This window comes from Allobosea lupini (assembly GCF_900109525.1).
In the GTDB taxonomy this organism is placed as follows: domain Bacteria; phylum Pseudomonadota; class Alphaproteobacteria; order Rhizobiales; family Beijerinckiaceae; genus Allobosea; species Allobosea lupini.
In genome coordinates this window covers 42,257-68,721 of record NZ_FOAN01000013.1, presented here as the reverse complement: position 1 = coordinate 68,721, position 26,465 = coordinate 42,257, and the positions used below count along the sequence as shown (strand labels likewise).

28 protein-coding genes and 1 tRNA gene are annotated in these 26,465 nt (G+C 67.0%); 13 read left to right on the top strand and 16 right to left on the bottom strand.

The annotated features are described in order from the left end of the window. Window positions 1-297: 297 nt before the first annotated feature. Window positions 298-2,094, top strand: a complete 1,797-nt coding sequence (locus tag BMZ21_RS27015; RefSeq protein WP_091842168.1) for an ABC transporter ATP-binding protein — start codon at window positions 298-300, stop codon at window positions 2,092-2,094. Window positions 2,095-2,162: 68 nt separating this feature from the next. Here BMZ21_RS27015 and BMZ21_RS27010 read toward each other — a convergent pair whose 3' ends face one another. The 3 genes from BMZ21_RS27010 to BMZ21_RS27000 form a co-directional block, all read right to left on the bottom strand. Further along, entirely contained in the window at window positions 2,163-2,672 is a 510-nt protein-coding gene (locus tag BMZ21_RS27010; RefSeq protein WP_091842166.1) for a DUF3592 domain-containing protein, read from the bottom strand. Window positions 2,673-2,818: 146 nt separating this feature from the next. Then, the gene (locus BMZ21_RS27005; RefSeq protein ID WP_091842163.1) at window positions 2,819-3,367 is read right to left on the bottom strand and encodes a gamma-glutamylcyclotransferase family protein; all 549 of its coding nucleotides are present in this window, start codon (window positions 3,365-3,367) and stop codon (window positions 2,819-2,821) included. A 169-nt stretch (window positions 3,368-3,536) separates the two neighbouring features. Then, window positions 3,537-4,709, bottom strand: a complete 1,173-nt coding sequence (locus BMZ21_RS27000) for an isovaleryl-CoA dehydrogenase (protein WP_091842161.1) — start codon at window positions 4,707-4,709, stop codon at window positions 3,537-3,539. A gap of 433 nt (window positions 4,710-5,142) precedes the next feature. On the opposite strand from BMZ21_RS27000, the gene BMZ21_RS26995 reads away from it, so the two are divergent. Next, a complete protein-coding gene (locus BMZ21_RS26995; protein ID WP_091842159.1) occupies window positions 5,143-6,126 on the top strand; it encodes a WD40 repeat domain-containing protein in 984 nt (327 codons plus the stop codon). After that, window positions 6,126-7,466, top strand: coding sequence for a Tle-like phospholipase domain-containing protein (locus BMZ21_RS26990; protein WP_091842156.1), 1,341 nt, complete (start codon window positions 6,126-6,128; stop codon window positions 7,464-7,466). The genes BMZ21_RS26995 and BMZ21_RS26990 overlap by 1 nt, the downstream gene beginning before the upstream one ends. Window positions 7,467-7,504: 38 nt before the next feature. Here the strand turns inward: BMZ21_RS26990 and BMZ21_RS26985 are convergent, their stop codons facing one another. After that, window positions 7,505-8,500, bottom strand: a complete 996-nt coding sequence (locus BMZ21_RS26985; RefSeq protein WP_091842153.1) for a CorA family divalent cation transporter — start codon at window positions 8,498-8,500, stop codon at window positions 7,505-7,507. 73 nt (window positions 8,501-8,573) lie between these two features. Then, the gene (locus BMZ21_RS26980) at window positions 8,574-9,560 is read right to left on the bottom strand and encodes a glycoside hydrolase family 25 protein (RefSeq protein ID WP_091842150.1); all 987 of its coding nucleotides are present in this window, start codon (window positions 9,558-9,560) and stop codon (window positions 8,574-8,576) included. A gap of 104 nt (window positions 9,561-9,664) precedes the next feature. Here BMZ21_RS26980 and BMZ21_RS26975 point away from each other — a divergent pair, with 104 nt between their 5' ends. Then, window positions 9,665-10,384, top strand: a complete 720-nt coding sequence (locus BMZ21_RS26975) for a CDP-alcohol phosphatidyltransferase family protein (RefSeq protein WP_091842147.1) — start codon at window positions 9,665-9,667, stop codon at window positions 10,382-10,384. Window positions 10,385-10,387: 3 nt separating this feature from the next. Here the strand turns inward: BMZ21_RS26975 and BMZ21_RS26970 are convergent, their stop codons facing one another. The 3 genes from BMZ21_RS26970 to BMZ21_RS26960 all read right to left on the bottom strand — a co-directional run bounded on the left by BMZ21_RS26970 (window position 10,388) and on the right by BMZ21_RS26960 (window position 13,086). Further along, the gene (locus BMZ21_RS26970) at window positions 10,388-11,326 is read right to left on the bottom strand and encodes a glycoside hydrolase family 25 protein (RefSeq protein ID WP_244544045.1); all 939 of its coding nucleotides are present in this window, start codon (window positions 11,324-11,326) and stop codon (window positions 10,388-10,390) included. Window positions 11,327-11,413: 87 nt separating this feature from the next. Further along, a complete protein-coding gene (gene mgtE / locus BMZ21_RS26965; protein WP_091842143.1) occupies window positions 11,414-12,820 on the bottom strand; it encodes a magnesium transporter in 1,407 nt (468 codons plus the stop codon). 181 nt (window positions 12,821-13,001) lie between these two features. Next, window positions 13,002-13,086 (bottom strand) — tRNA-Leu (locus BMZ21_RS26960). A gap of 234 nt (window positions 13,087-13,320) precedes the next feature. Between BMZ21_RS26960 and BMZ21_RS26955 the strand changes: the two genes are divergently transcribed. Continuing rightward, the gene (locus tag BMZ21_RS26955) at window positions 13,321-14,175 is read left to right on the top strand and encodes a 2-keto-4-pentenoate hydratase (protein WP_167561773.1); all 855 of its coding nucleotides are present in this window, start codon (window positions 13,321-13,323) and stop codon (window positions 14,173-14,175) included. A gap of 7 nt (window positions 14,176-14,182) precedes the next feature. On the opposite strand, the gene BMZ21_RS26950 is transcribed toward BMZ21_RS26955, so the two are convergent. Continuing rightward, window positions 14,183-14,452, bottom strand: coding sequence for a FliM/FliN family flagellar motor switch protein (locus BMZ21_RS26950; RefSeq protein ID WP_091842137.1), 270 nt, complete (start codon window positions 14,450-14,452; stop codon window positions 14,183-14,185). Window positions 14,453-14,588: 136 nt separating this feature from the next. Here BMZ21_RS26950 and lipB point away from each other — a divergent pair, with 136 nt between their 5' ends. The 3 genes from lipB (at window position 14,589) to BMZ21_RS26935 (ending at window position 17,271) form a co-directional block, all read left to right on the top strand. Further along, window positions 14,589-15,293, top strand: coding sequence for a lipoyl(octanoyl) transferase LipB (gene lipB, locus BMZ21_RS26945; protein ID WP_091842135.1), 705 nt, complete (start codon window positions 14,589-14,591; stop codon window positions 15,291-15,293). Window positions 15,294-15,359: 66 nt separating this feature from the next. Next, window positions 15,360-15,557, top strand: a complete 198-nt coding sequence (locus BMZ21_RS30675; RefSeq protein WP_091842296.1) for a hypothetical protein — start codon at window positions 15,360-15,362, stop codon at window positions 15,555-15,557. Between the two features lie 115 nt (window positions 15,558-15,672). Continuing rightward, complete coding sequence (locus tag BMZ21_RS26935) at window positions 15,673-17,271, top strand: carboxyl transferase domain-containing protein (protein WP_425285477.1); 1,599 nt, start codon at window positions 15,673-15,675, stop codon at window positions 17,269-17,271. Between the two features lie 128 nt (window positions 17,272-17,399). Here BMZ21_RS26935 and BMZ21_RS26930 read toward each other — a convergent pair whose 3' ends face one another. Genes BMZ21_RS26930 through BMZ21_RS26915 form a run of 4 tightly spaced genes read right to left on the bottom strand, consistent with a single transcriptional unit; the run spans window position 17,400 to window position 20,561 of the window. Then, complete coding sequence (locus BMZ21_RS26930) at window positions 17,400-18,533, bottom strand: iron-containing alcohol dehydrogenase (protein ID WP_091842130.1); 1,134 nt, start codon at window positions 18,531-18,533, stop codon at window positions 17,400-17,402. Between the two features lie 17 nt (window positions 18,534-18,550). Beyond that, complete coding sequence (locus BMZ21_RS26925; RefSeq protein WP_091842127.1) at window positions 18,551-19,060, bottom strand: hypothetical protein; 510 nt, start codon at window positions 19,058-19,060, stop codon at window positions 18,551-18,553. Next, on the bottom strand, window positions 19,050-19,604 hold the full coding sequence (locus tag BMZ21_RS26920) for a hypothetical protein (RefSeq protein ID WP_091842124.1): 555 nt from the start codon (window positions 19,602-19,604) through the stop codon (window positions 19,050-19,052). Before BMZ21_RS26920 ends, BMZ21_RS26925 begins: the two co-directional genes overlap by 11 nt. A gap of 12 nt (window positions 19,605-19,616) precedes the next feature. After that, window positions 19,617-20,561: a DMT family transporter gene (locus tag BMZ21_RS26915; protein WP_091842122.1), complete on the bottom strand. Its 945-nt coding sequence runs from the start codon at window positions 20,559-20,561 to the stop codon at window positions 19,617-19,619. Between the two features lie 110 nt (window positions 20,562-20,671). On the opposite strand from BMZ21_RS26915, the gene BMZ21_RS26910 reads away from it, so the two are divergent. From BMZ21_RS26910 to BMZ21_RS26895, 4 genes are all read left to right on the top strand, one after another. Beyond that, window positions 20,672-20,980: a metalloregulator ArsR/SmtB family transcription factor gene (locus BMZ21_RS26910; protein ID WP_091842119.1), complete on the top strand. Its 309-nt coding sequence runs from the start codon at window positions 20,672-20,674 to the stop codon at window positions 20,978-20,980. An 11-nt stretch (window positions 20,981-20,991) separates the two neighbouring features. After that, window positions 20,992-21,534, top strand: a complete 543-nt coding sequence (locus BMZ21_RS26905; RefSeq protein WP_091842116.1) for an SRPBCC family protein — start codon at window positions 20,992-20,994, stop codon at window positions 21,532-21,534. A 116-nt stretch (window positions 21,535-21,650) separates the two neighbouring features. Continuing rightward, window positions 21,651-22,607 (top strand): protein-methionine-sulfoxide reductase catalytic subunit MsrP, encoded by a 957-nt coding sequence (gene msrP / locus BMZ21_RS26900; protein ID WP_091842293.1) that lies wholly within the window; start codon window positions 21,651-21,653, stop codon window positions 22,605-22,607. 125 nt (window positions 22,608-22,732) lie between these two features. After that, the gene (locus tag BMZ21_RS26895; protein WP_091842113.1) at window positions 22,733-23,296 is read left to right on the top strand and encodes a methylated-DNA--[protein]-cysteine S-methyltransferase; all 564 of its coding nucleotides are present in this window, start codon (window positions 22,733-22,735) and stop codon (window positions 23,294-23,296) included. A gap of 44 nt (window positions 23,297-23,340) precedes the next feature. Here the strand turns inward: BMZ21_RS26895 and BMZ21_RS26890 are convergent, their stop codons facing one another. Continuing rightward, window positions 23,341-24,306, bottom strand: coding sequence for a Bug family tripartite tricarboxylate transporter substrate binding protein (locus BMZ21_RS26890; protein WP_244544044.1), 966 nt, complete (start codon window positions 24,304-24,306; stop codon window positions 23,341-23,343). A 165-nt stretch (window positions 24,307-24,471) separates the two neighbouring features. Beyond that, window positions 24,472-25,326: a DMT family transporter gene (locus BMZ21_RS26885; protein WP_091842108.1), complete on the bottom strand. Its 855-nt coding sequence runs from the start codon at window positions 25,324-25,326 to the stop codon at window positions 24,472-24,474. 225 nt (window positions 25,327-25,551) lie between these two features. On the opposite strand from BMZ21_RS26885, the gene BMZ21_RS26880 reads away from it, so the two are divergent. Next, window positions 25,552-25,962, top strand: coding sequence for a GNAT family N-acetyltransferase (locus tag BMZ21_RS26880; RefSeq protein WP_244544043.1), 411 nt, complete (start codon window positions 25,552-25,554; stop codon window positions 25,960-25,962). Window positions 25,963-25,971: 9 nt separating this feature from the next. On the opposite strand, the gene BMZ21_RS26875 is transcribed toward BMZ21_RS26880, so the two are convergent. Beyond that, a complete protein-coding gene (locus BMZ21_RS26875; protein WP_091842104.1) occupies window positions 25,972-26,424 on the bottom strand; it encodes an Lrp/AsnC family transcriptional regulator in 453 nt (150 codons plus the stop codon). Window positions 26,425-26,465: the final 41 nt, after the last annotated feature.

Below are 26,465 nucleotides of genomic sequence, written 5' to 3'. Positions count from 1 at the left end.
ATGCGAAGACCGATCGGTCCTCATTGCAACCGTCCCATGCATCGGACGCAGCTTGCACACTAAGCGGGCATCAGGCATCTTGCCGGCCTTGGCTCCAACTCAGGAAAGGGAGGGCTGAATGGAATTCGCAACCATCGTCGCTCCCGCCATGCGATCCCGCCTCCACTAGGTCGGATCAGCACGAGGCCCGCCTCTTCGGCGGCCCGAGCCATCATTTCCAGACACGTTTTCTGAAGCCGCGGCCTTTGCTGCGCTTCGCCTGAATTTGGAGCCGGTCTCTCGGGACCGGATGCTTTCATGTCTCTTTCTCCCAAGACGGAGCGGCAGGAGCCGTTCCGTGCCGTTCTCGGCTTCACATTTTCGCATTGGGGCCGCCAGCGCTGGCGCGTCGCCGGCGTGGTCTTCACCGTGATGGCGGCGACGGCCGCCGACCTGTTCATGCCGCTCTACGCCGGGCGGCTGGTCGATGCGGTAGCCGGCGAGAAGGCGAGCGGGCTCCAGGCCGCGCTCGTCGCGCTCGCGATGATGATCGCGCTCGGCGCGGGCACGGTGTTCTTCCGGCACCTGTCCTTCATCGGCATCACCGCGATGACGCTGCGCACCATGAGCGACGTGGCACGCGAGGCTTTCGCGCGCCTGCAGCGCTTCTCGACCGACTGGCACGCCAACAACTTTGCCGGCTCGACAGTGCGCAAGATCACGCGCGGCATGTGGGCGCTCGACCTGCTGACCGACACGATCGTGATCGCGCTGCTGCCGTCCTTGATCGTGCTGCTCGGCACGACGGTGCTGCTGGCCTGGCACTGGCCGGCGATGGGCGCGGTCGTCCTGGCCGGCGCGCTGATCTACTGCGCCGTGACGATCCTGCTGTCGCTGCGCTTCGTCGCGCCGGCGGCGACGCTCGCCAACAGCTGGGACACCAGGCTCGGCGGCGCGCTGGCCGACTCGATCTCGTGCAACCCGGTGGTCAAGGCGTTCGGCGCCGAGGCCCGCGAGGACAGCCGCCTGACCGGCGTGCTGGCGAAGTGGGCCGGGCGGACGCGGCGGACCTGGGTGCGTGGAACTTGGTCGGGAACCGCGCAGCAGATCGTCCTGCTGGCGCTGCGGGCCGCGGTGATCGGCCTGGTGATCTGGCTCTGGGCCAATGGCCAGGCCTCGCCCGGCGACGTCGCCTTCGTGCTGACCAGCTATGCCGTTGTGCATGGCTATCTGCGCGATGTCGGCCAGCACGTGCATAACCTCCAGCGTTCGGTGAACGACATGGAGGAGCTGGTCGCGATGCATTCGCTGCCCTTCGGCGTGCCGGATCGTCCCGGCGCGACGGCGATGGACGTGACCGCCGGCGAGATCGCCTTCGAGCGGGTGACCTTCCACTATGGAGGCCACATCGAGCCGCTCTATCGCGATTTCTCGCTGACGATCAAAGCGGGCGAGAAGGTCGGTCTGGTCGGGCGCTCCGGCTCCGGCAAGACCACCTTCGTCAAGCTGGTGCAGCGTCTCTACGACGTGACCGGCGGTCGCATCGCCATCGACGGGCGCGACATCGCGTCGGCGACGCAGGCTAGCCTGCGAGCGCAGATCGCGATCGTGCAGCAGGAGCCGGTGCTGTTCCACCGCTCGCTGGCGGAGAACATCGCCTATGGCCGGCCGGGCGCCAGCATGGCGCAGATCGAGCAGGCGGCGAAGCTCGCCAACGCGCATGAGTTCATCATGCGCCTGCCGAAGGGCTACGGCACGCTCGTCGGCGAGCGCGGCGTCAAGCTCTCGGGCGGCGAGCGGCAGAGGGTGGCGCTGGCACGCGCCTTCCTGGCCGACGCGCCGATCCTGATCCTGGACGAGGCGACCTCGAGCCTCGATTCGGAATCGGAGGCGCTGATCCAGGAGGCGATGGAGCGGCTGATGGAAGGCCGCACCACCATCGTCATCGCCCACCGGCTCTCGACGGTGCGCGCCATGGACCGCATCCTGGTCTTCGACCGCGGCAAGGTCGTGGAAGAGGGCCGGCATGAGGCGCTGCTGAGCCATGACGGCGGCATCTACCGGGCGCTGTTCGAGAAGCAGGTCAGCGAGCTGGCCAAGGGGCTGGTGGTGTAGAGCCACTGCCTTCGCAACAAGGGAAAGGGCCGTGTGAGCGGCCCTTTTTCATGTCGGTGTCGCTGCGATCAGGCGGCCTGCTCCTCACCCTCCGAGCGCCGCCGCCCGAGCAGGAAGAACAACCCCGAGCCGAGGATGCCGATCGCGCCGGCTCCGGCGCCGACATAGATCATCTCGCTGTCCTGGTCGGCCTGCCTGGCGGCATCGTCGGCGATGATCACGGCGTCCTTGCCGGGCTCGTCCGGCAGGTACTTGATCGTCAGCGTGTCGACCGTGAGCTTGTCGTTCCTGACGATGCGATTGGCGAACTCGTTCGAGACCGAGACCTTCTCGGCGCTGCGGTCCTTGCCCGCAGCATCCTTCCAGGCGAGGTCGACTGAATAGCTGGTGCCGCCGCGGCGGCGCTTGGTCCGGGTGGCGCCCTCGACCGAAGCCTGCGCCTCGATGCCCTTGGCCGCGATCGTCCTGACGCGCTCGCCATCCTGCCAGCTGAAGAAGGCGAGAACCGGCCCTCCGATCGCTGCGATCAGCAGCAGCCATTTGATCTTGCCGGTGATCCAGCCGACGATTCCGCTCATTGGGGCCTCCATCGAGACAGTTCGGGAAAGGAGCCCGGAACTTGCGTCCGGACGCCTGCCGCCTGTCGCGGCCAGCGCGATTTTCGCGGTCCGGAGGGCCTCGCGCATGGCGTGCATGCGCCTGCGTCAATCTTTCGAAAGTCGAACTATTTCGACGCCTTGGCGGCGCGGATCGCCGAGCTCGGCGCGGCCGCGCGCGGCCTCACCCCGGCGACCGGGCCGGCCGGCAGCGGCTCATCCAGATCGCGAGGCAGCGGCTTATCATCCTGCATCGGCTTGCTCAGAAAGCGATTCATGCCGGTCAGGTAAGTCTCTGGCAAAGCCCAGTTTCTGGCACTGGCGATGACGCTCTCGAGATAGCCGGGGCGGGGCTTTCCGATGTGCGCGCTGCGCCCGACATAGATCAGAGCGCGCTTGGCGCCGCCCTCGACCACGACCGGCTGATTGATCTTGATGTAGAGACCGCTCGCCAGCTCCTCGAACTTGTCGAGCGTGCGGATGTCGCCGAGCGCGCAATCCCAGAGCACGCCATGGACGCTCTCGCGCGGATCGCGGAGCACCGAAGCGTAGCCGTCCGTGGTGATGATGAAGCGATGGCGCGGCAGGCGGGCGAGGCCGAGCGGCTTCGACCGCGGGCAGCGCTCGCGCATCGCGGCGACATCCATATTGGCGCCATAGGCAAAGTAGAGGGGCATTGGTGCGGGTCACCGAAGTGGCCTCCTTCTCCCCTCGGGGGAGAAGGTCCGGCAGGGGATGAGGGCGGTTCGACCGGGTGAGGCGGGACAGGTCTATGCCTTGCTTCCCTCATCCGTCAGCGCTTCGCGCTGCCACCTTCTCCCCCGAGGGGAGAAGGAAGAGGCCTCCTCACTTCGTCTTGTTGAACAATTCCCGCCCGATCAGCATGCGCCGGATCTCGCTGGTGCCGGCGCCGATCTCGTAGAGCTTGGCGTCGCGCAGCAGGCGGCCGGTCGGGTAGTCGTTGATGTAGCCGTTGCCGCCGAGCAGCTGGATCGCGTCGAGGGCGAGCTGCGTCGCCTTCTCGGCGGCGATCAGGATGGCGCCGGCGGCGTCCTCGCGGGTGGTCTCGGCGCGGTCGCAGGCCTTAGCGACGGCGTAGACATAGGCCTTGCACGAGTTCATCGCGACATACATGTCGGCGACCTTGCCCTGAACCAGCTGGAACTCGCCGATCGGCTGGCCGAACTGCCTGCGCTCGTGGATATAGGGCAGGACGATGTCCATCGCCGCCTGCATGATGCCGAGCGGGCCGGCCGAGAGCACGACGCGCTCATAGTCGAGCCCGCTCATCAGCACATTGACGCCGCGGCCGACCGAGCCGAGCACGTTCTCCTCGGGAACCTCGCACTCCTCGAAGACGAGCTCGCAGGTGTCGGAGCCGCGCATGCCGAGCTTGTCGAGCTTCTGATGGGTCGAGAAACCCTTCATTCCCTTCTCGATCAGGAAGGCGGTGATGCCCTTCGGGCCGGCTTCCGGATCGGTCTTGGCGTAGACCACCAAGGTCTCCGCGATCGGGCCGTTGGTGATCCACATCTTGTTGCCGGTCAGGACATAGCGGTCGCCCTTCCTGACCGCCCTGGTCTTCATCGAGACTACGTCGGAGCCCGAGCCCGGCTCGGACATGGCGAGCGCGCCGACATGCTCGCCCGAAATCAGCTTGGGCAGGTACTTCTTCTTCTGCGCGTCGTTGCCGTTGCGGGCGATTTGGTTGACGCAGAGATTGGAATGGGCGCCGTAGCTGAGGCCGACCGAGGCCGAGGCTCTGGAGACCTCCTCGATCGCGACGCAATGCTCGAGATAGCCGAGGCCGGCACCGCCATATTCCTCGGCAACGGTGATGCCGTGCAGGCCGAGCGCGCCCATTTCCGGCCAGAGATCGCGCGGGAACTGGTTGGTCCGGTCTATCTCCTCGGCGCGCGGCGCGATCTTTTCCTGCGCGAAGGCATGGACGGTGTCGCGGATCGCGTCGGCGGTCTCGCCGAGGTCGAAATTGAAGGGGCGGGGCGCGTTGGCGAGCATGATGTCCTCCCGGCTCGGCTGAGACCTTTGCCCGGTTATAGCGCGGTTGGGCCTCAAGTCAGCGGGCATGCGCCGATAGTTGGTTCTGCGCCGATGCGCAGAAGGCGGTAGAACGGAGTTGCAAAAGAAACGTCGGGACGCATCGAGATCTATTTCACAGCTGCCTGTATCAGGCCCTTGAGCGCGGCCGCCCGATCTCGCGCTGCCGTAGCGTCGGCCGGATTCGACAAGCGTCGCGTTATCATTCATCAAGTAGAGTTGATCCCATGCAACAGCTTCTACTGTCGAGTTTGCTGGATGAGGTCGGCATTGGGGACCGGGGCAGGGTCTAGGCGCGCTCATGTCGTTCGCTCGCATTTTTTTTCTGTGAATGTCCTTGACAATCCTGGCAGGTTCGCCGGTGGCCGGAGCCGAAGCGGTGGGAGTTTCACGGTTGATCGACGTATCGGATGGCGAGGCTGCGGCAAGCGATTTCGCTTGGCGTGGAGATGGGCGGCAGGTTGTTGTCCTGTCGCGGCTTCTGCGCAGGGTCAGCGTATTCGATGTCGCGACTGGGCGACTGTCGGCGCGTCTCGAGAACCTGGCTGGCGGAGCAGCGTCGGTAGCGTTCGATGCGCACGGCGATGTGGTATGCGGGCCGGTCGATGACCCGGCTGCCGCCGCGACGATCTGGGACCATCGGACAGGCAGCAGGCAAAGCCTCGCGGGCCCTCACGGATCGACGACCGACTCATCCGGCAACAAGCTGCTCGAATTTGCACTGGATGGCGAGAGCGGTCGTCTGATCGGCGTCTATCAGTTGCCCGCCGGTTCGACCGAACGCGTCGCGCTCGCGCTCTACGAACTGCCGAGCAGGCGGTTGCTGCGGGTCAAGGGCCCCGCAGCAATGTGGGTGGCGATCAGTCCAGGCGGGGACCGTGTCGCGTATCGGGGGCGCGGCGGTGCCTTGCAAATCCTGAACCTGAACGAAGGCGGAGCGCCGACCTCGATCAGCGCCCATGCCGGGGGCGTCGACGTCACGGCGTGGAGTCCGGACGGGCGGCTAGTTGCGACTGGTGGCAAGGCGCGAGCGATGATCCGCGATCCCCAATCGAAAGTCGTCAACACGGTGCCCGACCCATGGACTTTGAAGCTGTGGGATTCAAAGACCGGCGAGCCTCGTGGCGGGGCTGAACTTCCGGAGCTCACAAAGACGATTTCGTTCAGTCCGGACGGGCGGCTGATAGCCGCGAGCGATGGCGCCGGGACGGTCCATCTCATCGACGCAGCCGATCCTGTCCGCGCTGTAGCGGCCATTGCCGCTCCTGCGCCGCAAACCGTGATAGCTCGCTTCAGCCCCGACGGTCGATGGCTCGGCCGGCTCCTGACCGCAACATCGCATCTTTCGATTGACGACGTGAAACCGGTGGAGCGCTGATGGCATCTCCATCCGAGAGCGCGGCGCTAAGCAAGGCCGCCTATGCGGGACCAGACGGCGCCGTTGACGCCGTACCGCCGCCGCCGGGCTGGGCATGGATCGGCCAGAGTACCCCGGCCGGCGGGTCTCAAGGTTCCGCGAACGGATACTTTGGCGCGGCTTATAAGAATACTGCCACCGGTGAGGTCATGGTCACCAACCGGGGCAGCCGGGGGAATCTGGAAGGTCTCAAGCAGGACTGGGCAGGCAGCGACGCCCAGATCCTCCGGCAGTCGCCTGAGCATGTTCCCAAGGCGTTCGACGATGCGGAGGACTTCGCGCGCCAAGTTCAGATGGAGAATCCGGAAAGCCAAGTCAATTTCACGGGTCACTCCCTAGGAGGCGCCGAGGCGCAGGTACAGGCCGCGCGCCTGGATATGGGCTCCAAGGCGATCACTTTCGCCGCTCCAGGCGTTCAGTTCGCCGTGACAAATGATGAAGCAGCCGCCGCGCAGGCCCATGTCGTCAATTTCGTCGTTCCCGGCGATCCCGTTCCGCTGCGCGGTGATCACATCGGCAAAGTCGTCACCCTCACCCCAAGCAGGGAGACGCGGCTGAGAAACATAGCAGCGATAGCGGTCGGGAACCTCATCGGTGGGCCGCTCGGCTTGCTCTTGGCTGCTCTGAGCATCGCAGCGACTCACAGGCTGGGCGACTATGTGTCGGCGCTCGAAGCCGCTGGTCTTGGCGCACCTGCAGGGTCAACCCGTGCGGGTGCGGGTGGCGGGAGCAGAGGTGGCGGTGGCGGCCGGCCAGCCGCGAGACTCCTGGATCCGACGATGCACGGGCCGCCGCTCACACCGGGCAGCGGCAGCCCGAATGTCCTGATCGGAGGGAAGCCGGCTTGGCGCGGTCTACCGGCGGCTGCCGCCGCAGCGCTGCAATCCGCCCAGGCCGCGAGCGATGCGACGATCAAGACGGCCGAGCAGACGACACGGGTCGCTCAAGCAGCCGCAGCTGCGCAGGCGGGATCGCCGACCGGACCTGCCGCCGCTGCGGCCGCAACTGCGGCCTATGCCGCCGAGCAGGCTGCCAAGACTGCCGCTGCCGCGGCGCTCGGCAGCATGATGTCCGCCATGAAGGGGGCGGCCATGACACCGAATGGCGGCGTGCCGGACACGCATATCTGCCCGATTCCGACTCCGCTGCCCCCGCATGGCCCTGGCATGGTGATCGACGGATCGCAGACTGTGCTGGTCAACGGCCTACCGCTCTGCCGGCAGTTCGACACCGTTCTCGAGGCGCTTGGAGGGCCCGACAAGATCGCGGTCGGAGAGTTTACGGTCCTGATCGGGGGCTGACGTGAAACCGCGGGTGACCGCCATCGCGGCAACAGCCCCTACCGCCCGATCACGCCGCGCCGGCGCAGCAGGAACAGGGTCAGCAGCGACGCGCCGAGGCAGGCGAGGGTGACCAAGCCGGCGCCAAGGTCCCATTCCACCCAGGGCAGGCCCTTCACATTGATGCCGAACAGGCCGGTGATGAAGGTTGCCGGCAGGAAGAGCGCGGTCAGGATCGAGAGCGTGTAGAGCTGCCGGTTGGTCTGATTGGCCGAGCGCACGGCGATCTCGTCCTGGAGCAGCCGGGCGCGGTCCTGCACCGACTGGATGTCCTGGCGCAAGGTATCGACCCGCAGCAGGAGCCGGAGTGCTGCCGCCCGCACCGTTTCCGGGGCCGAGCGTCCTGACGGGGTCTCGGCGAAGCGCCGGAACAGCAAGTGCAGGCCGGCGAGTTGGCGGTGCAGCTGCACGGCCGAGCGGCGCACGGAGCCGACGCGCTGCGGACCGTCCTCCAGCCTGTCGAGCAGGATCTGGTCCTCGATGCTGTCGGTCTCGTCGGAGAGGCGCACGACTGCGTCGGTGACGTCATCGATCAGATATTCGATGAGATGCTCGAACAGCTCGGCCGGAGAGCCGATCTGTTCGCCGGCATTGAGCGCCTCGACCGCCTTGCGGACCGATTGCAGCGCCTCACGCCGCCCGGTCAGCAGGAAGCGTTCGCCGACAGCCCAGGCGAGGGTGCCGACAGTGTCGGTGCGGTCGACGATGTCGCGGGTCAGGTCGTGGGCGATGCCCCAGACCAGGCTGGCGGAATGGTCGAGCCGCTGATGCGTCTCGCGCGAGAGCAGGAGCTCGCGCGCCGCCGGTGGCAATTCCTTGCGCTCGTCGATCCAGGCCTGGGCCCTGGTGTGGACGAGGTCGAGATGCAGCCAGACGAAGCCGTCTTCCGGCGCCAGCGTCGGCGCTTCGTCGCGGGGTATGAGCGTCGGCGTGCCGTCCGCAGTGAAGCGATAGGCCCAGACGATGCCGGTCTGCGAGTGGAGGTCAGGCAACATCGGAGTGTCGACCAATGCGATGACGATGCGCTCGCATCAGCACCGCCAGATGACGGTTTCACGACGCTCGCCGTCAGTCGCGGGCGATTGACCCCGTCGCGGCGATCTCGCGCGCCTGCGCCGATTTCGGAATCTTGCCGGGCGGCAGGAATTTCAGCGGCGTGCCGCCGGCCGCTTTCGGCGTCCTCAGGCCGGCCGGCGTGGCCGGTGGCTTGGGTGTGGTCGCGACCCTGGGCTCGCCGCCGCGCCATTTGCGGGCACCGATGTCGTAGCGCCCATCGCGCCAGGCGGCGAATTCGTGCTCGGAGCCGAAGAAGGCGTTGCGGTCGACGTCGCCGGTGATCCCCGGCACGCGGCCGGTCGTGGTGAATTGCCAGAACTCCCACTGCTTGCGCTCATAGCGATGGTGCAGCGGGGCGGCGGTCGAGCGCAGCCAGTAGGGATGGTCGTTGAACTCGCCTTCCAGCACATCCTCGTGGAAGGTGATGTCGGTATAGATGATCGGCTTCTTGCCGGTATGCTCCTGCAGCCCTCTCAACATCTCGCGGATCTTGGCGAGCGCCTTCTCGCGCGGGATCTTCTTGCCGCATTTGGCGGATTCGCCGTTCCACTCGACATCGAGCACCGGCGGCAGCGCGTCGGGATCGCGCGGGATATGGCGCTTGAACCAGCGAACCTGGTCCTTGGCCGGCCGGCACCAGTAGACGAAATGATAGGCGCCGCGCGGCACGCCGGCCGCCTTCGCCCCGGCCCAGTTCTTCCTGAACATCGGGTCGAGATGGTCGCCGCCCTCGGTCGCCTTGATGAAGGCGAAGCGGGTGCCGGCGTCCTTGACCTTCTGCCAATCGATATCGTCCTGCCAGCGCGAGACATCGATGCCTTGGATCACGCGGCGGCGCGCATCGCGCACGCCGCCATGGGGGTCTGAATCACCCTTCTTGGGATAAAGCGCCAAAGCTGGCTCGGCACCGAACAGGCCGAGCAGGGCGCAGATCGCCAGCTGGCCGGCAGATTTCGCCCTGCGCCGCGCTTCTGGTCTGGTCTCAGCGCGGGGCGCCATGCTTGTCTCCTCTTCGCAGAAAAGGATAGGCGATGGGCGGGTTAAGAGGTGGTTAGCATTCGAGCGGCCGGCTTCAGGCTTGGTTAACCGGCGGGAGGCTGGCGATGGACGATTCCGGCGGCGAGGATCCCGGCAAGGGCAGTCGGGCCTTGGCCTATGGCGTTCATGTCCTGACGGCGTTCGGTGCCGCGCTCGGCTTCCTGGCGCTCCAGGCCGTGTTCACCGGCGACCTGACCCAGGCTTTCGTCTGGCTCGGCGTGGCGCTGGTGGTGGATGCGGTTGACGGGCCGCTGGCGCGACGCTTCGCGGTCAAGGAACGGGCGAAGCGTTATGACGGGGCGTTGCTCGATCTCGTCGTCGATTTCGTCACCTATGTCTTCGTGCCGGCGGCGATGCTGTTGCGGCCGGAGGTGATGGCGGCGCCCTATGGGGTGATCGCGGGCCTTGCCGTGACGCTGGCGAGCGCGCTCTATTTCGCCGACACTGGCATGAAGACCGACGACTGGTGGTTCCGCGGCTTCCCGGCGGTCTGGAACATCGTCGTATTCTACATCGTCGCCTTCGCGCCGGCGGCCTGGCTGGCGCTGGCGATCATCCTGATCGCCGCTGCGCTGATGTTCCTGCCGGTCGTGTTCGTTCACCCGGTGCGCGTGCGGCGCTGGCGCGGACTGACGCTGGCCGTGCTGGCGCTGTGGGGCATCGCCGCGGTCGCGACGCTGTGGCAGGGGATGGTGCCGGATATCTGGAGCAAGGCCGGGCTTGCGCTGGCGACCTGCTACTTCGTCGGGCTCGGTGTGGCGCGGGCCAGGATGCCGCGCGGATAGCCCTTATTCGGAATCCGGTCCGGGTCCTTCGCTCTCTACGACCTCGCCGAGCGGCGCCGGCTGGAAGGAGGCGGCCGCGACCGGCCTGCTCGCGCCCGGCATCATCGCTACTGGAGTATGCTCCGGCCCCGGGGTCGGCTGCGGCGGCACCTTGCGCTCGCGCGTCCAAGTCCTGGTGCCGATGTCGAAGCGGCCCTCGCGCCAGCCGGCGAATTCGCCCTCGTTGCCATAGAAGGCGTTGCGGTCGACATCGCCCTTGATGCCGGGGACGCGGCCGGTGGTGGTGAACTGCCAGAAGGCCCAGGGCCGATTGTTGTAGCGGACCTCGGGCTTGGCCGCGGTCGAGCGGATCCAGTAGGGATAGTCGTTGAACTCGCCTTCCAGGATGTCCTTGTGGAAGGTGATGTCGGTGTAGATCACCGGCTTCTTGCCGGTGAGCTGCTCGAGCTCGGTCAGCATCAGCCGGATCTTCTCCAGCGCCAGCGAGCGCTCGACCTTCTTCGGGCAGGTCTTGGAGTGGCCGTTCCATTCGAGGTCGAGCACCGGCGGCAGCGCGTCGGGATCGTTCGGGATCTGCTGCTTGAACCAGACCGCCTGCTCATGCGCCGGGCGGCACCAGTAGACGAAATGATAGGCACCGCGCGGCACGCCGGCGCGGCGGGCGCCTTCCCAGTTTCGCTGGAAGGCCGGGTCGACATGGTCGCCGCCCTCGGTCGCCTTGATGTAGACGAAGCGGGTGCCGGCGGCCTTGACCGAGGCCCAATCGATCTCGCCCTGCCAGCGCGAGATATCGATGCCCTGGATCGGATATTGCCTGGCGGCATCGACGCCGGGATGGGGGCGGGCATCGCCCTTGGACGGGTAATTGTCCAAAGCGACGCAGCCACCCAGAGCCGTCAGGGCGGCGAGCAGCGCGAAGGGGGCCAGGGACAAGGATTTCATGCGGCGGGCGATCATTTCTCGGACAATTGCGGAGAAAACTTGACGCCCGGTTTACGTTACCGGTTTTTTCGGGCCTGTCAGGTCCGATCAGGACAGGCGCAGCAGCAGCGTCGCGATGCCGAGGAACGAGAAGAAGCCGACCACGTCGGTGATGGTGGTGACGAAGGTGCCGGACGAAATCGCGGGATCGATGCCGGCCTTGTCGAGAACCAGAGGCACGGCGACACCGGCGAGGGCGGCGATGATCAAGGTTGCGACCATCGCAAGACCGATGACGACGCCGAGCGTGGGATTGCCGAACCAGAAGCCGGCGACCAGCGCGGTGATCAGCGCGAAGGCGACGCCGTTGAGCACGCCGACGATCATCTCACGCCGGAAGAAACGGGCCATGTTCCAGCCGCCGAGCTCGCCGGTGCCCAGCGCACGGACCGCGACCGTCATCGTCTGGGTCGCGGCATTGCCGCCCTGGCTGGCGACGATCGGTGCGAGCACTGCGAGCGCGACCAGCTTGCCGAGCTGCTCCTCGAACAGCGCCATGACGGAGGCGCTGATAAAGGCTGCGACCAGGCTGATGAAGCGCCAGCGAAAGCGGCCGAGCGCAACCTGGCGCACCGAATCGGAAATCTCTTCTTCCGCGTCGACGCCGGCGAGCTGCTTGACGTCGTCGTCGCCGGCTTCCTCGATCACGTCGACGATGTCGTCGATCGTCATGACGCCGACGAGCCGGCCGGCTGCATCGATGACAGGCGCCGCGACCAGATTGTAACGCTGGAACATCCGCGCCACGTCCTCGACATCGTCGGTGGCTTGGACAACGCGGCGGTCGTCCTCGACGAGATCGACGACGCTGACCGGGCGCTTGCTGCGCAGCAGGCGGTCGAGCGGGACGGTACCGACGAAATGGTGGCTGGGGTCGGTCACGAAGATCTCGAAGAAGCGCTCGGGCAGGTCTTCGGTCTCGCGCAGGAAGTCGATGGTGTGGCCGACCGTCCAGAACGGCGGCACTGCGATCACCTCGGGCTGCATGCGCCGGCCGGCCGAGCCTTCAGGATAGTCGAGGCCCTGTTGCAGCACCGTACGCTCGGCCGGCGTCAGCTTGTCGAGGATCTCGCGCTTGTCGGCCTCGTCGAGGTCCTCGAGGATGTAGACGGCATCGTCGGTGTCGAGATCGCGCACGCCCTCGGCGACGGTCTCGGGCGAGAGCTCGTCGAGAATCTCCTCGCGGACGGCGTCGTCGACCTCGGTCAAGGCGGCGAAGTCGAAATCGTTGCCGAGCAGCGAGATCAGCTTGGGCCGCTCATCCTGGTCGAGCGCCTCGATCAGGTCGCCGAGATCGGCTTCATGGAGTTCGGCGACGAGCTTCCGCAAGGCGGTGACGTCGGATAGCAGCACGGCCTGCGAGACCTGCTCGAGGAAGCGGGCGTCGATCGCGCCATCCTCGTCGCGGACCTTGCGCTCCGGCGTCTCGCCAGGAGCGGGCTCGGCTTCCACCATGGGTCGCTCCGCGATTCGAGGGCTGGAGAATTCAGGGGCAGGGGATTCGCGCCCGAATGCGTCAGCGCCCTTGTGTCAGCGCCTCCGCCTGATGGCAACGCGCCACGGCGGGATTCGATGCATCCGCAACGAAAAACGGCGACCCTTGCGGATCGCCGTTTCGCGGACCTTCGTCCTAAACTGGTGCGGTCAAGAGGACTCGAACCTCCACGGGTCTCCCCGCTACCACCTCAAGGTAGTGCGTCTACCAATTCCGCCATGACCGCAGCGGCTCGGAGGTCACCGCGTGGTGGCCGTGAACTCCGGAGCGGCGCGGGTCTAGCAAAAGCCGTGAGCCGGGACAAGCCCTGTTCGGACAGTCTTGTTGACGAAGTTCGCCCGGCCGGAGATCGTCAAGGCACAACGCTGCCGCAAGCGCGCTCCATGCGCAGCCAGCTCAGCGATAATCCCCGCCAGTCTGCGCTCCCGCGCCGGCCATGAGCGGATACGGGAGGACGTCGATGCGCGCATGTTCCATTGCTCTGGCCCTGCACACCTGCCTCATGGCGAGCGCAGCGCAGGCCGCCTGTCCCGACGCGGCCGCGATCAGCGGCTTCGTTGCCGATTGGGAGGGAAAGCGCCCGGCCAAGGCCTTGCCCGTGACGAATCCCGAGGATGCGGCCTGTGCGCGCGGCAAGCTCGTCGCCGAGCTTCAGGGCAAGCTCGGCAAGGTCGTCGGCTACAAGGCCGGGCTCACAGCCAAGGCGGTGCAGGAGCGCTTCAATGCCGATGGGCCGGTCAGCGGCGTGCTGTTCGAGAAGATGATTCTGAACGACGGGGCGAAGCTGCCGGCAGCCTATGGCGCCCGCCCGGTCTGGGAGGCCGACATGCTGCTCGTCGTCAAGGACGAGGGCATCAACACCGCCAGGACGCCCGAGGAAGCGCTGCGCCACATCTCCGGCATGCGCCCCTTCATCGAATTGCCGGATCTGGCGCTGGCGCCGAGCGAGACGCTCGACGGCACGCAGTTGCTGGCGATCAATGTCGCTGCCCGCTTTGGTGTCGCCGGCCCCGAGGTGCCGCTGAACGCCGATGCGGCGACCGTGGCGCTGCTCGCCGAGACCAGGATCGTCGCGACCGACGCGAGCGGGACAACGCTGGCCGAAGGGACCGGCGCCGCGACGCTCGGCAACCCGCTGAATTCGGTGATCTGGCTCGTGCAGGACCTGGCGAAGAGCGGCCGCAAGCTGGCGGCAGGCGACCTGATCAGCGTCGGCTCGTTCTCGCCGCTGACGCCGCCGAAGCCGGGCCAGCAGATCACCGTCCGTTATGAAGGATTCGCGGGGACGCCGAAGGTCAGCGTCCAGTTCGAGTGAGTATCGCTCAGGCCGCGTCGGCGACGGTTTCGAGCGTATAGACGGTCGGGCGCATCAGCATCTCGGTGATCTCGACCGAGATGCGGCTGCCGGCGACGACGACATGGCCCTTGGCGAAGGGATGGTTGTTGGCGAGGATCTGGACCTCGTCGTTCTCGGTCGCGTTGAGCTCGATGATCGCGCCGCGGCCCATGCGCAGCAGCTTGTAGATCGGCATCTGGGCCGAGCCGAGCACGACAGTGAGCTCTACCGCGACGTTGTCGAGATCGGCCTTCAAAAGCTGCCTCCGCAGACTTACCTGAAAACAATTCCACGAACTTGCCAGCGACGCGGAAACCGGCGCATGAGCAGCGGCGAAGCGACAAGGGCGCCTGACCGGTTTCCAAGAGTTGAACAAACTAGGTTAAGCCAAAGTGAAGACCCGCGAGGCATTGTCGGTTTCGTTCCTGCCTGAGGCGGGTTCCGAGCCGGTGGAATGGGTGATCGCCGACGAGCCGGTCGGCTATGAGGCAGCCGTCACCGAGATGGAGGCCCGTGCCGCGTTGATCGCGGATGGCGCCGCGCGCGAGCGCGTCTGGCTGGTCGAGCATCCCGCGCTCTACACTGCCGGCACCTCGGCCAGGGACGAGGACCTGCTGACGCCGGAGCGCTTTCCCGTGCATCGGACCGGCCGCGGCGGGCAATTCACCTATCATGGCCCCGGCCAGCGCGTGGCTTACGTGATGCTCGACCTGAAGCGGCGCGAGCCCGACCTGCGCCGCTTCGTCTCGGCGCTGGAAGCCTGGCTGATCGGGACGCTCGGAGCCTTCAACATCCGCGGCGAGCGGCGCGAGGAGCGCGTCGGCGTCTGGGTGCGCCGGCCCGAGAAGGGGCAGGGCGCCGAGGACAAGATCGCGGCGCTCGGCATCCGCGTCCGGCGCTGGGTCTCGTTCCATGGCATCTCGCTCAATGTCGAGCCGGAACTGGCGCATTTCGACGGCATCGTGCCCTGCGGCGTCTCCGATCAGGGCGTGACCTCGCTGGTCGATCTGGGCCTGCCGGTGACGATGCCGGAGGTCGACAGCGCGCTCAGGGCCGAATTCGAGCGGATTTTCGGGCCTACGGTCGCCGTTCCCTGACGTTTACCTCGCATTGACCATCCGCCGGGATGCTTGCCCCGTGACGAAACCATGGGGACGATGACGATGAGGATCATCTTCGCGGGCTGCCTGGCGGCCCTGCTTTCAGCCTGCACCACCACCGAGGAACGCATCGCCGGCGCTGCTGCCGGCGCGGGAACCGGCGCGATCATCGGCGGACCGATCGGCGCCGTCGCGGGCGGGGCGGTCGGCGCCTTCGCCGCTCCGACCGTGACCGGCTCGGTCAAGCGGATGCGGGAATAGCGTTCCGGTCAAATCGCGCACGGCGCGTCTGCGCGCCGCCGCCTGTTTGCGTTTCGCGCGCGGCGGGCCATAACCCGCGAGCAAGATTGTCGTGAGGGAGCGCGCCGTGGCGGTCATCGAGAGCAAGGTCGATCTCAATTCGGCCGAGGCGCGCACCAATGTCGCGGCCTGGAGCGCGCTGCGCGACCAATTGCTGGAACGGCGCGCGACCGCCGCGCTCGGCGGCAATGCCCGCTCGCGCGAGCGCCATACCTCGCGCGGGAAATTGCTGCCCAGGGAACGCGTGCTGCGCCTGCTCGATCCCGGCTCGGCCTTCCTCGAAATCGGCTCGCTCGCCGCCTACGACATGTACGACAAGGACGTGCACGGCGCCGGCATGATCGCCGGCATCGGCCGGGTCGCCGGGCGCGAGGTGATGGTCGTCTGCAACGATGCCACCATCAAGGGCGGCACCTATTACCCGATGACGGTGAAGAAGCACCTGCGCGCGCAGGAGATCGCGCGCGAGAACAGGCTGCCCTGCATCTACCTGGTCGATTCGGGCGGTGCGAACCTGCCGCACCAGACCGAGGTCTTCCCGGATCGCGAGCATTTCGGCCGGATCTTCTACAATCAGGCGACGCTGTCGGGGCTCGGCATCCCGCAAATCGCCGTGGTGATGGGCTCCTGCACCGCCGGCGGCGCCTATGTGCCGGCAATGTCGGACGAGACCGTCATCGTCAGGAATCAGGGCACGATCTTCCTGGGAGGCCCGCCGCTGGTGAAGGCCGCGACCGGCGAGGTCGTCTCGGCCGAGGACCTCGGCGGCGCCGATGTCCATGCCCGGCTCTCGGGCGTCGCCGATCATTATGCCGGCGACGACACCCATGCGCTCGCGATCGCGCGCCGCATCGCCAGCAATTTCAACAGCGTCAAGCGGCCGGACATCGACCTCGCCGAGACGGTCGAACCGCTCTATGGCGCGGACGAGCTCGACGCCGTCGTGCCGACCGATCTGAAGAAGCAGTACGATGCCCGCGAGATCATCGCCCGGCTGGTCGACGGCTCGCAGCTCGACGAGTTCAAGCCGCTCTACGGCTCGACGTTGGTCACGGGCTTTGCCCGCATCCACGGCATTCCGGTCGGCATCATCGCCAATAACGGCATCCTGTTCTCGGAGAGCGCGCTCAAGGGCGCGCATTTCATCGAGCTCTGCTGCCAGCGCCGTATCCCGCTGCTGTTCCTGCAGAACATCACCGGCTTCATGGTCGGGCGCGAGGCCGAGACGCGCGGCATCGCCAAGGACGGCGCCAAGCTGGTGACGGCGGTCGCCTCGGCCCGCGTGCCGAAGATCACCGTGCTGGTCGGCGGCTCGTTCGGTGCCGGCAATTACGGCATGTGCGGGCGCGCCTACTCGCCACGCTTCCTGTTCGCCTGGCCGAACTCGAAGGTCTCGGTGATGGGTGCCGAGCAGGCGGCGAGCGTGCTCGCGACCGTACGCGGCGACAATCTCGAAGCCGAGGGCAAGCCCTGGAGCGCCGAGGACGCAGAAGCCTTCAAGGCGCCGATCCGCGACAAGATCGAATCGGAAGGCTCGCCTTATTACGCCACCGCCCGGCTCTGGGACGACGGCATCATCCTGCCTTCCGAGACGCGCCGCGTGCTGGCGCTCGCCTTCTCCGCCTGCCTCAACGCCGAGGTGGCGGAGACGCGCTTCGGCGTCTTCCGGATGTGATGAAGCGCGTCATGCCCGGGCTGGACCCGGGCATGTCAGGCAAGGTGAGGCTCCAACGAGTACCTGATCGTCCAGAGATTCTCGGGTCTGCGCTTCGCTTCGCCCGAGAATGACGACAGGAGCGCCGCTTATCCGAACGACGCCTCCAGCATCGCCAGATAATCCGCCGCGCTGGCCTGCCGCGGATTGGTCGCGCTCGAATGGTCCTGCGTCGCTGCCTCGGCGATGGCCGGCAGCACATCGCGCGGCACGCCCATCTGCGACAGGGAGCCCGGCAGGCCAAGGCGCTGCGTCAGCCCGGCGACCCAGGCGGCGAGGTCGGCGTCGGCGGAGAGGCCGAGCACGCGGCGGATCTCGGCATATTTCGCGCCGGAGGCCTGCTCGTTGAAGCGCAGGACCGCCGGCAGCAGCACGGCGTTGAGCGTGCCGTGATGCAACGAGACCTGCTTCAGGCCGCCGAGCGGGTGGGAGAGGGCATGGACGGCGCCGAGCCCCTTCTGGAAGGTGAGGCCGCCCTGCAGGGCCGCCATCAGCATCTCCTTGCGGGCCTCGCGGTCGGAGCCGTCTTTGGTCGCCCGCTCGATATTGAGCGCGGCGCGCTTCAGCCCGTCGAGCGCGATCGCCTCGGCTGGCGGGTTCTCTCGCGGGCTCAGATAGGTCTCGATGCAATGGGTCAGCGCATCCATGCCGGTGGCGGCGGTCAGCATGGCCGGCAGGCCGAGAGTCAGCTCGGGATCGCAGATGGCCAGCTTCGGGATCAGGTGCGGCGAGATGAAGCCGAGCTTGCGGCCGTCCTTCAGCGTGATCAGCGCGGCGCGGCCGACCTCGCTGCCGGTGCCGGCGGTGGTCGGCACCGCGATCACCGGCGCGACCTTGCCCGTCACCTTCGGGATGCCGCCGAGGATCGCCGCATAGGTCTCGAGCGGGCCGTCATGGCCGGCGAGCAAGGCGACGCCCTTGGCGAGGTCGATCGGCGAGCCGCCGCCGATGGCGACGAGGCCGTCGCAGTCGTGCTCGCGATAAAGCGCCAGCGCGGCCTCGACCGCTTCCTCGGTCGGGTTGGTGGGAGTGTCGACGAAGAGCGGGGCATTGCCGAGCAGCGGCGAGGCGGAGCGCAGGCGCTGGATCAGGTCGGTCGCTGCCAGGCCGCGATCGGCGACGATCAGCGGGCGCGCGATCTTCAAGTCGGTCAGGCCGGGGGCGATGGTCTTGAGCTCGCCGAAGCCGAACTGGACGGTGGTCAGATAGGTGATCGTCGCCATGAATTCCTCCCGCCCGCTCAGCTTTTCGGGCGGGCCTGCTTTTTGTCGCGCGCCTGGCGCAGCGGCGCCAGCCCCAGAGCCCCGACGCAGACGCAGAACACCCCGGCACCCAGCGCGATAAAGGCATGGCTGCGCTGCCGGCCGGCCGAGCCCGCATAGGATTGGACGATGCGGCCGTCGATGGCGGCTTCGTAGATCCTCAGCCTGGACGGATCGACGAGGAAGCGGACTTGGCCACGCCTGAGGCTCTCGATCTCGGGTATGAGGACCTTGGCGACCGGCCTGATCACGACCTTGCCGCGATCGGGCAGGGACGCGTCGACATACTGGGTGTAGTAACTGTCGGGGTTGCGCCCGCTCAATTGGATCAGCACCTGCCGCACCGGCAGTGGCGCTTCCAGCTCGACCGCGACGAGCCGGTCGCGTGCGACGGGCAGGATGCCGTAGCCATAGGCGAGGAAGACGAGGCCAAGGGTTGCGACCCCCGCCCACCAGAGCGGCCCTGTTTCCGCTTGCTCAGCCGCCATTGGCTTCGCCGGCGCCTTGCCGTTCGCGCCAGTAGCGCGAGGCCAGCGGCCACAGGTGCCAGATTGCGCCGGCAAGCAGGCCGAAGCCGAATAGGAACGAGCGCCGTGCGCCGCCGGTCAGCGTCTCGGCGGTGTCGTCATAGGCGAGGAAGGTCTTGCCGCGCGAGGTCGCCTCGTAAACCAGCTGGCGATCGGGATCGACCAGGAAGCGGACCTGCTGGTCTCGGTCGAGCCGGTCGATGTCGTCGACCCAGAGGCCACGGGCGGGCCGGTAGAGCCGCCGGTAGTTGTATCGCCCGTCGTCGCGGATAGCGGCGAGCCAGAGGTCCTGCGTGCGATAGGTCGTGGTCCCGCGGCGCCCCGAACTGACGCGGATCAGCGGCGTGCTGTAGCTCATCGGGCCGACATGGTCGGCGACGAAGAGGTCGCCGCGCGCCAGCGGCAGGGTGCGCCAGCCGGCAACGAGCAGCCAGAGGCCGAGGACGAGGGAGATCGCGGCGCCGAGCCAGTTCCAGTAATCCGGCGGTTTCGCAGCCTCTGCCATCGCGTCTCCGGATCAGTTCTGCTCGATCGTAACACGCTCCTTGGCGGTGTCAGAGGCCGTGCTGCTCGCCCGCCGCTCGAGCACGAGCAGGGCAAGACCGGCGGCGATGATCAGCGCGGCGCCGAACAGCATGGCCGGTGTCGGCCAGTCGCCGAAGACGAACCAGCCGAAGACCAGCGCCCAGACGATCAGCGTGTACTGATAGGGTACGACAACCGAAGCCTCGGCCAGCTTGAGCGAGCGCGTCACGCAGATATGCGCGACCATGGCGACGATGCCCAGCAGGCCGAGCAGGCCGAGATCGGCGAGACTCGGCGTCACCCAGCCGAAGGGCAGGAGCAGAAGACCCATCACCAGCGCGCCGAGCGTCTGCCAGAACACCAGCGTGACGTCGGGCGTGCCGCGCAATTGCCGGCCCGTGATCATCATCGCCGCGAAGGAGAGGCTGCCGACCAGCGCGATGATCGCCGGCAGTGAAAGGCTCTGGCCGGACGGGTTGAGCGCGATCGCGACGCCGACGAAACCGGCGACGACCGCGAGCCAGCGCCCGGCATCGACGCGCTCGCCGAGCAGCAGCGCCGCCAGAACCACCGCCCAGACCGGCGCCGCCAGCCAGAGCGTCATCGTGTCGGCGAGCGGCAGATAGGACACTGCCCAGTAGAACAGCGCGACCTCGCAAGAGCCGAGCGTGACGCGCAGCAGCTGCAAACCGGGCCGCTCCGGCCGCAGCGTGCGCTGAACGCCCTGTTTGACGACGAAAGGCACGATCACCAGCAGCGCCGCAGCCGAGCGCAGCAGCAGGACCTGGCCGACCGTATAGGTCGCGACCAGCCATTTCCCCATCACGTCGTTGATCGAGAACAGGAGGATGCCGAGCAGCATCATCAGGATGCCGGCGAGGGTGGCGTTTCGGCTGGGCATGGTCTCGTGGGAGGCGGCGGACGGGGCGCCCTTCATGACCTGCAACCGCCGCAACCACAAGCGACGTGCATGCAAGGGGAGGGCGCGCCATCGGTGTGTGTATATTTTTGCATTGACTTAATTAAGTGAGACATTAAATAAAAGCCATGGATCGCTTTACGGCCCTGGCTGACCCGACCCGCCGCCGCATCGTCGAGATGCTCGGCCGGCGCGCCATGGCGGCCGGCGAGATCACTGCGCAGTTCGCCATGAGCGCGCCGGCGATCTCGCAGCATCTCAAGGTGCTGAAGGAGGCGGGGCTGGTCAGCGTCGAAGTCAGCGGCCAGCGCCGGATCTACCGGCTCGATCCCGACGGGCTCGATGCCTTCGACGCCTGGGTCCGGCAGGTGCGCGGCTTCTGGAATGCCGGGCTGGACCGCCTGGAACGAGAACTCGCAAAGCCAGACGACGACTGAGGAGAGGCGTGATGAACGAACATGGCGTGGTCCTGGAGAGCGGCGCGGTCCGCTTCGAGCGGCTCCTGCCCGGCCCGCTCGAACGGGTCTGGTCCTATCTCACCGAGTCCGACAAGCGCGGCACCTGGCTGGCCTCGGGCGAGATCGAGCCACGCGTCGGCGGCAAGGCCGATCTTCTGTTCAAGCATTCGCAAATCACCAGCGAGCCACCGCCCGAGCGCTATCGCGAGATGAACGACAAGGGCTGGCCTTCGAAGGGAACCGTCACGCGCTACGAGCCGATGACGGTGCTGGCGATGACCTGGCCGGGCGAGGGCGACGCAACCTCGGAGGCGACCTTCGAGCTCATCCCCGAGGGCGACAAGGTCAGGCTGGTGCTGACGCATCGCAAGCTCGCCGGCAAGGCCGAGATGATCGACGTCTCCGGCGGCTGGCACGCCCATCTCGGCATCCTGGAAGACAGGCTCGCCGGCAATCCGCCACGCGGCTTCTGGTCGAAGATCGAAGGGCTTGAGGCGGACTACGCCGAGCGGTACGCCGATCAGCCGGACTGACAACGGTCGATTTGCGCTGGTTCTGACCGAGCGGGTGAACTGCTCTCCCGCTCGTGACTTGGTCCTAGGGTGTCGGATCGACTAAACTTGCTCCGTTGCAACGGAGTATGTCCGTCATGTTGATCAAGCGTCGCGCCGGCTGGGAGATGCCCGAAAGCCAGGCGACACCGGAATCTGTCTTCCTCAATCGCCGGCAATGGCTCGCCGGCAGTGCCGGCGCTATCGCCGGTGCCGCCTTGCCGCAGGCCGCCGGTGCGCAGGGTGCCGATCCGACGCTCGACCTCTACCCTGCCAAGCGCAACGCGGCCTATACGCTCGACCGGCCGGTGACCGACGAGGAGCTGGCGGCGAACTACAACAACTTCTACGAGTTCGGCACCTCCAAAGAGGTGGCCGCTGCGTCGAAGCGGCTGGTCACGCGCCCCTGGACGATCACGATCGATGGGCTGGTCGAGAAGCCGTTCGAAATCGGCTTCGACGACCTGATCAGGAAGGTCACGCTGGAGGAGCGGCTCTACCGCTTCCGCTGCGTCGAAGCCTGGTCGATGGCGGTGCCGTGGACCGGCTTCCCGCTGAAGGAGCTGGTCGCGCTGGCAAAGCCGCTCTCGGGCGCGAAATACGTCCAGATGCAGACGTTCATGAATCCCAAGATGGCTCCCGGCCAGTCGCAGCGCTGGTATCCCTGGCCCTACACCGAGGGGCTGACCATGGCCGAGGCGACGCATGACATGACGCTGATGGTGACCGGCATCTACGGCAAGCCGATCCCGACCCAGCACGGCGCGCCGCTGCGGCTGATCACGCCGTGGAAATACGGCTTCAAGTCGGTCAAATCGATCAGCAAGATCAGCTTCGTCGCCGAGCGGCCGAAGACCTTCTGGGAGGGTCTTCAGGCCTCGGAATACGGCTTCTGGGCGAATGTGAACCCGGAGGTATCGCATCCGCGCTGGAGCCAGGCCAGCGAGCAGGTGCTGGGCACGCGCGATCGCAAGCCGACGCTGCTGTTCAACGGCTATGCCGAGCAGGTGGCCGATCTCTACAAGGGACTGGAGAAGGAACGGCTCTGGGCGTGAGCCGGGCTTTCTCGCTTCCCAACCAAGTCATCCCGGGTCTGCGCTTCGCTCCACCCGAGACGACAAATGATGGAGACGGCAGGAATCGGGTGCCCTGGAGCCCGCAGCCGCGCTATCGTCCGTTCATGCAGAACTTCTGTCTCTTCACCACCGCGATCGGCGCGTGCGCCCTGGTCTGGCAGGGCGAGCGCATCGTCGCGGCGCAATTGCCCGAGCGCGACGAAGATGCCGCCCGGCGGCGGCTGGGGCGGCGCTTTCCAGACAGCGTCGAGGCCGAGCCGCCCGCTTTCGTGCGGCAGGCGATCGCCGAGGTCGTCGCCCTGCTGGCCGGCGAGCAGCGCGACCTCTCGCATCTGCCGATCGATCTCTCGGCCACGCCCGAATTCAACCGGCGCGTCTACGCCGTGGCATTGGCAATCCCGCCCGGCGAGACCCTGACCTATGGCGAGGTGGCGGCGCGGATCGGCGAGCCCGGGGCGGCGCGGGCCGTCGGTGTCGCGCTCGGCCAGAACCCGATCCCGATCATCGTGCCCTGCCATCGCGTGCTCGCTGCGGGTGGCAAGACCGGCGGCTTTTCGGCCGATGGTGGCGTCGAGACCAAGCTCAGGATCCTGACGATCGAGAAGGCGCGCACCAGCGCCGAGCCGGCACTGTTCGGCGATCTGCCGCTGCAGGCGCGGCTGCGGTAAAGCAGGGCCCGCTGCTGTGCAGCGAGCCCGTTCGGTGTCGGCCGTCAGTTCTTCGCCAGGCCCAGATCTTTCAGCACGCCGTTGCCGCGCTCGCTGAAGGTCTTCACATAGTCCTGCAACTGCGCCGGCGTGTCCCAGACTGGGGTGATGCCACGATCGGCCATGCCCTTGCGGACATCCTCGCGCTTCATCGTGCGTTCTGCCGCCTCGTAGAGGATCTTGCGGCGATCGGCCGGCACCCCCTTGGGGGCGGCGATGGCGAACCAGTTCTGATAGGTCCAGTCGAGGCCGGCTTCCTTGGCGCTGGGCACGTCGGGGAAGTTCGGATGGCGCTCCTCGGTCATCGTCAGGATGGTGCGCACGCGCCCGCCGTCGAGCATCGCCTTGGCTTCGATCGGCGAGCCGGTGAAGGCGGTGATGCCGCCGGCGGCGAGATCCTGGAGCGCCGGAGCGCCGCCATTGCTCGGCACCCAGCGGATCTGGTCGGCCGGCAGGCCGGCCGCCTTCATCAGCCCGCCCGAGGCGATGTGCCAGGAGCCGCCGGTGCCGGTGCCGGACGAGGTGAAGGTGCCCTTCGGGCTCTCCTTCACCGCCTTGAGGAAGTCGGCGACGGTCTTGTAGGGCGCGTCCGCCTTGACCGTGACGCCCGCGGGAATCAGCGAGACGCGCGAGAACATGTCGACGCTGTCGACCGTCAGGTCACCGAGGCCGAGCGTCTTGAAGAACGAGAGCTCCGGGCTGACGCCGCCGATGGTGTAGCCGTCCGCCGCGCCGGTCGCGATCGCGGTATGGCCCGTGACGCCGCCGCCGCCGGTGCGGTTGATGACGTTGACCGGTTGCTTCAGCTCGGCCTCGAGCCCGTTGGCGAAGATGCGCATCACCGCGTCCATGCCGCCACCGGCCGCCCAGGGCACGATCAACTGCACCGGCCGATCCGGGAAGGCGAAGGCTGGCGCCGCGCCGATCGCGAGCGTGGCTACAGCCAGAGCGAGCCTGCGGAAACCCTTCATCGTACTCCTCCCATGCTTTGTCATTGCCAGGCTTGTCCCGGCTTCTTGCATGCAAGGAGTAGAGCGCTCTTGTTTCAGCGGCAAGAGTGTATGCGGAATTTTGTATGCAGGACATGGAGCCCCCGCTGCCGTGAGCGGACAACGGCTACGAAAGCGCTTCGGTCTTCAAGGTACTCGACGCAGGGAGCCGAGAAGGCCCGCTGTGACCAGCGTCACGCCCAGCGCAACGAAGAGGCTGGGCGCCTCGCCAAGGAAGACATAGCCCGCAATCGCGGTCAGACCGGGGACGGCGGCGGTGAATAGCGCAACCCTGGCGGCGCCGAGCAGGGAAACGGCCCGGGTGTAGACGAAGATCGAGACCGCCCCGATCAGGACACCCTGAAACAGACCTTGGACCAGGAGATCCTGCAGCGAGGCGCGAAACAGCATCTTGCCGCGCAAGACGGCGTAGATAGGCAAAAAGGCGAGCGCCGAGACGACTGCGACGATCGATGCGGCACGCGTCGCGGGGAGGTCGAGCTGCTTCACGTAGAGTCCGTAGCCCGACCAGCAGAGCGAGGCTGCCAGCAGGCAGGCATCTCCCAGAAGCAGCCGCCAGGACGCATGCCCGAAGCCATCCCAGGCCATTGCGACGATGCCGAGGCCGATGACCACCAGCCCGGTGGTCTGTCGGCCTTGCGGCAGTCTGTTCGTAACGACCCACAGCAATATGGCGGTGGTCAACGACAATGTCCCGTGCAACAGGACGGCACCGTGCACCGCGGGCGCGAGCGCAAAGCCGGCATAGGCGAACAACGCGAAGCCGAGCCCGCCCAAGATCGACAATGCCAGGGCTTGCGCCGGCCGCAAGCCGCTCAACCCATGCTTCAGCGCGATCGGCAGCAACAGCAGCCCGCCGATGCCGAAGCGCAGCGCCGCCATATCCGGCAGGGTCAAGGCGGTCGAAAGCCCGGCTCTCGACACGAGGACGAAGCCCGAGAACAGGAGCACGACAAGGCAGGCGTAGGCGATGGCTTGCACGTGGCCGGCTCCTCGCCGGGCTCTGTGCCCGGATCTGGCCAACCTGCAGCACCGAAAGCGATGGCGATATTCACTAGCGGGTATACTTGCGCCGAGTGCCACACGAGCCGGTCAGAAGGCCTGCGCAAGGCCGGCCCCTCGGCAAAGCACTTGCTATTCGAGACGCATGGCGACCTCATCTGCCGCGGCTGGACGATTGCGAGATGGGCGAGGACGATGGTTTCGGTGAGACGGCTCGTTCCGGCGGAGTGGCGCGAGGCCTTTCCGATCGTCGTGCAATTGCGCTCAGCGCTCGACGAGGCGGAGTTCCTGCACCGCGTGCGGCGCCAATCCTTCTCGGGCTACGAGCTGGTCGGCGCCTTCCGTGACGGCGCACTGGTCGGCGTGCTCGGCATGCGCCCCGTCCATACGTTGTCGCGCGGGGCGCATCTGCATGTCGACGACCTCGTGGTGGACGAGCGGGTCCGCAGCGGCGGCATCGGCCGGGCGCTGCTCGCCTTCGCCGAGGCGGATGCAAGGGCGCGCGGCCTCAACGCGGTCTTCCTCGACGCCAGGCGCGAGGCGATCCCGTTCTACGAGCGCGAGCGCTATGCCCTCCATCCGGCGCCGTCGATGAAGAAGCTGCTCGGCGGTTGAGGCGTCCGCTCACAGCGGGATCGCGGTCGTCTCCTTGGCGGTCTTGTTGACCACCATGGTGTAGTAGCGCGTGACGTTGCTGCCTTCGCCGAACAGCAGCTCGCAGAGCGCCGTCACCTCGTCCATGTCGGCGACGCGCAGCATCAGGATCACATCGGTCTGACCGGTGACGCCATAGGCCTGGACGACGGCCGGCTGGCGGGCCGCCAGTTCGAGGAACTGCCGTCGGCTCGGCTCGTCATGCCGGGCGAGCTCGACGGCGATGATCACCTTGAGGCCCTTGCCGCTCTTGGCGGGATCGAGGATCGCGACCGTTCGCAGGATCAGTCCAGCCGCTTCCAGCCGCCTGATCCGGCGCAGGCAGCTCGATGAGGCGAGCCCGACCTCATCGGCCAGCTGCGCATTGGTGCGCGAGGCGTCGGCCTGGAGCAGGTTCAGCAGCGTCCTGTCGATTCGATCCATCGCGGGCATCTCCGGCGAGCCTCGTGCAATAAAATTGCATA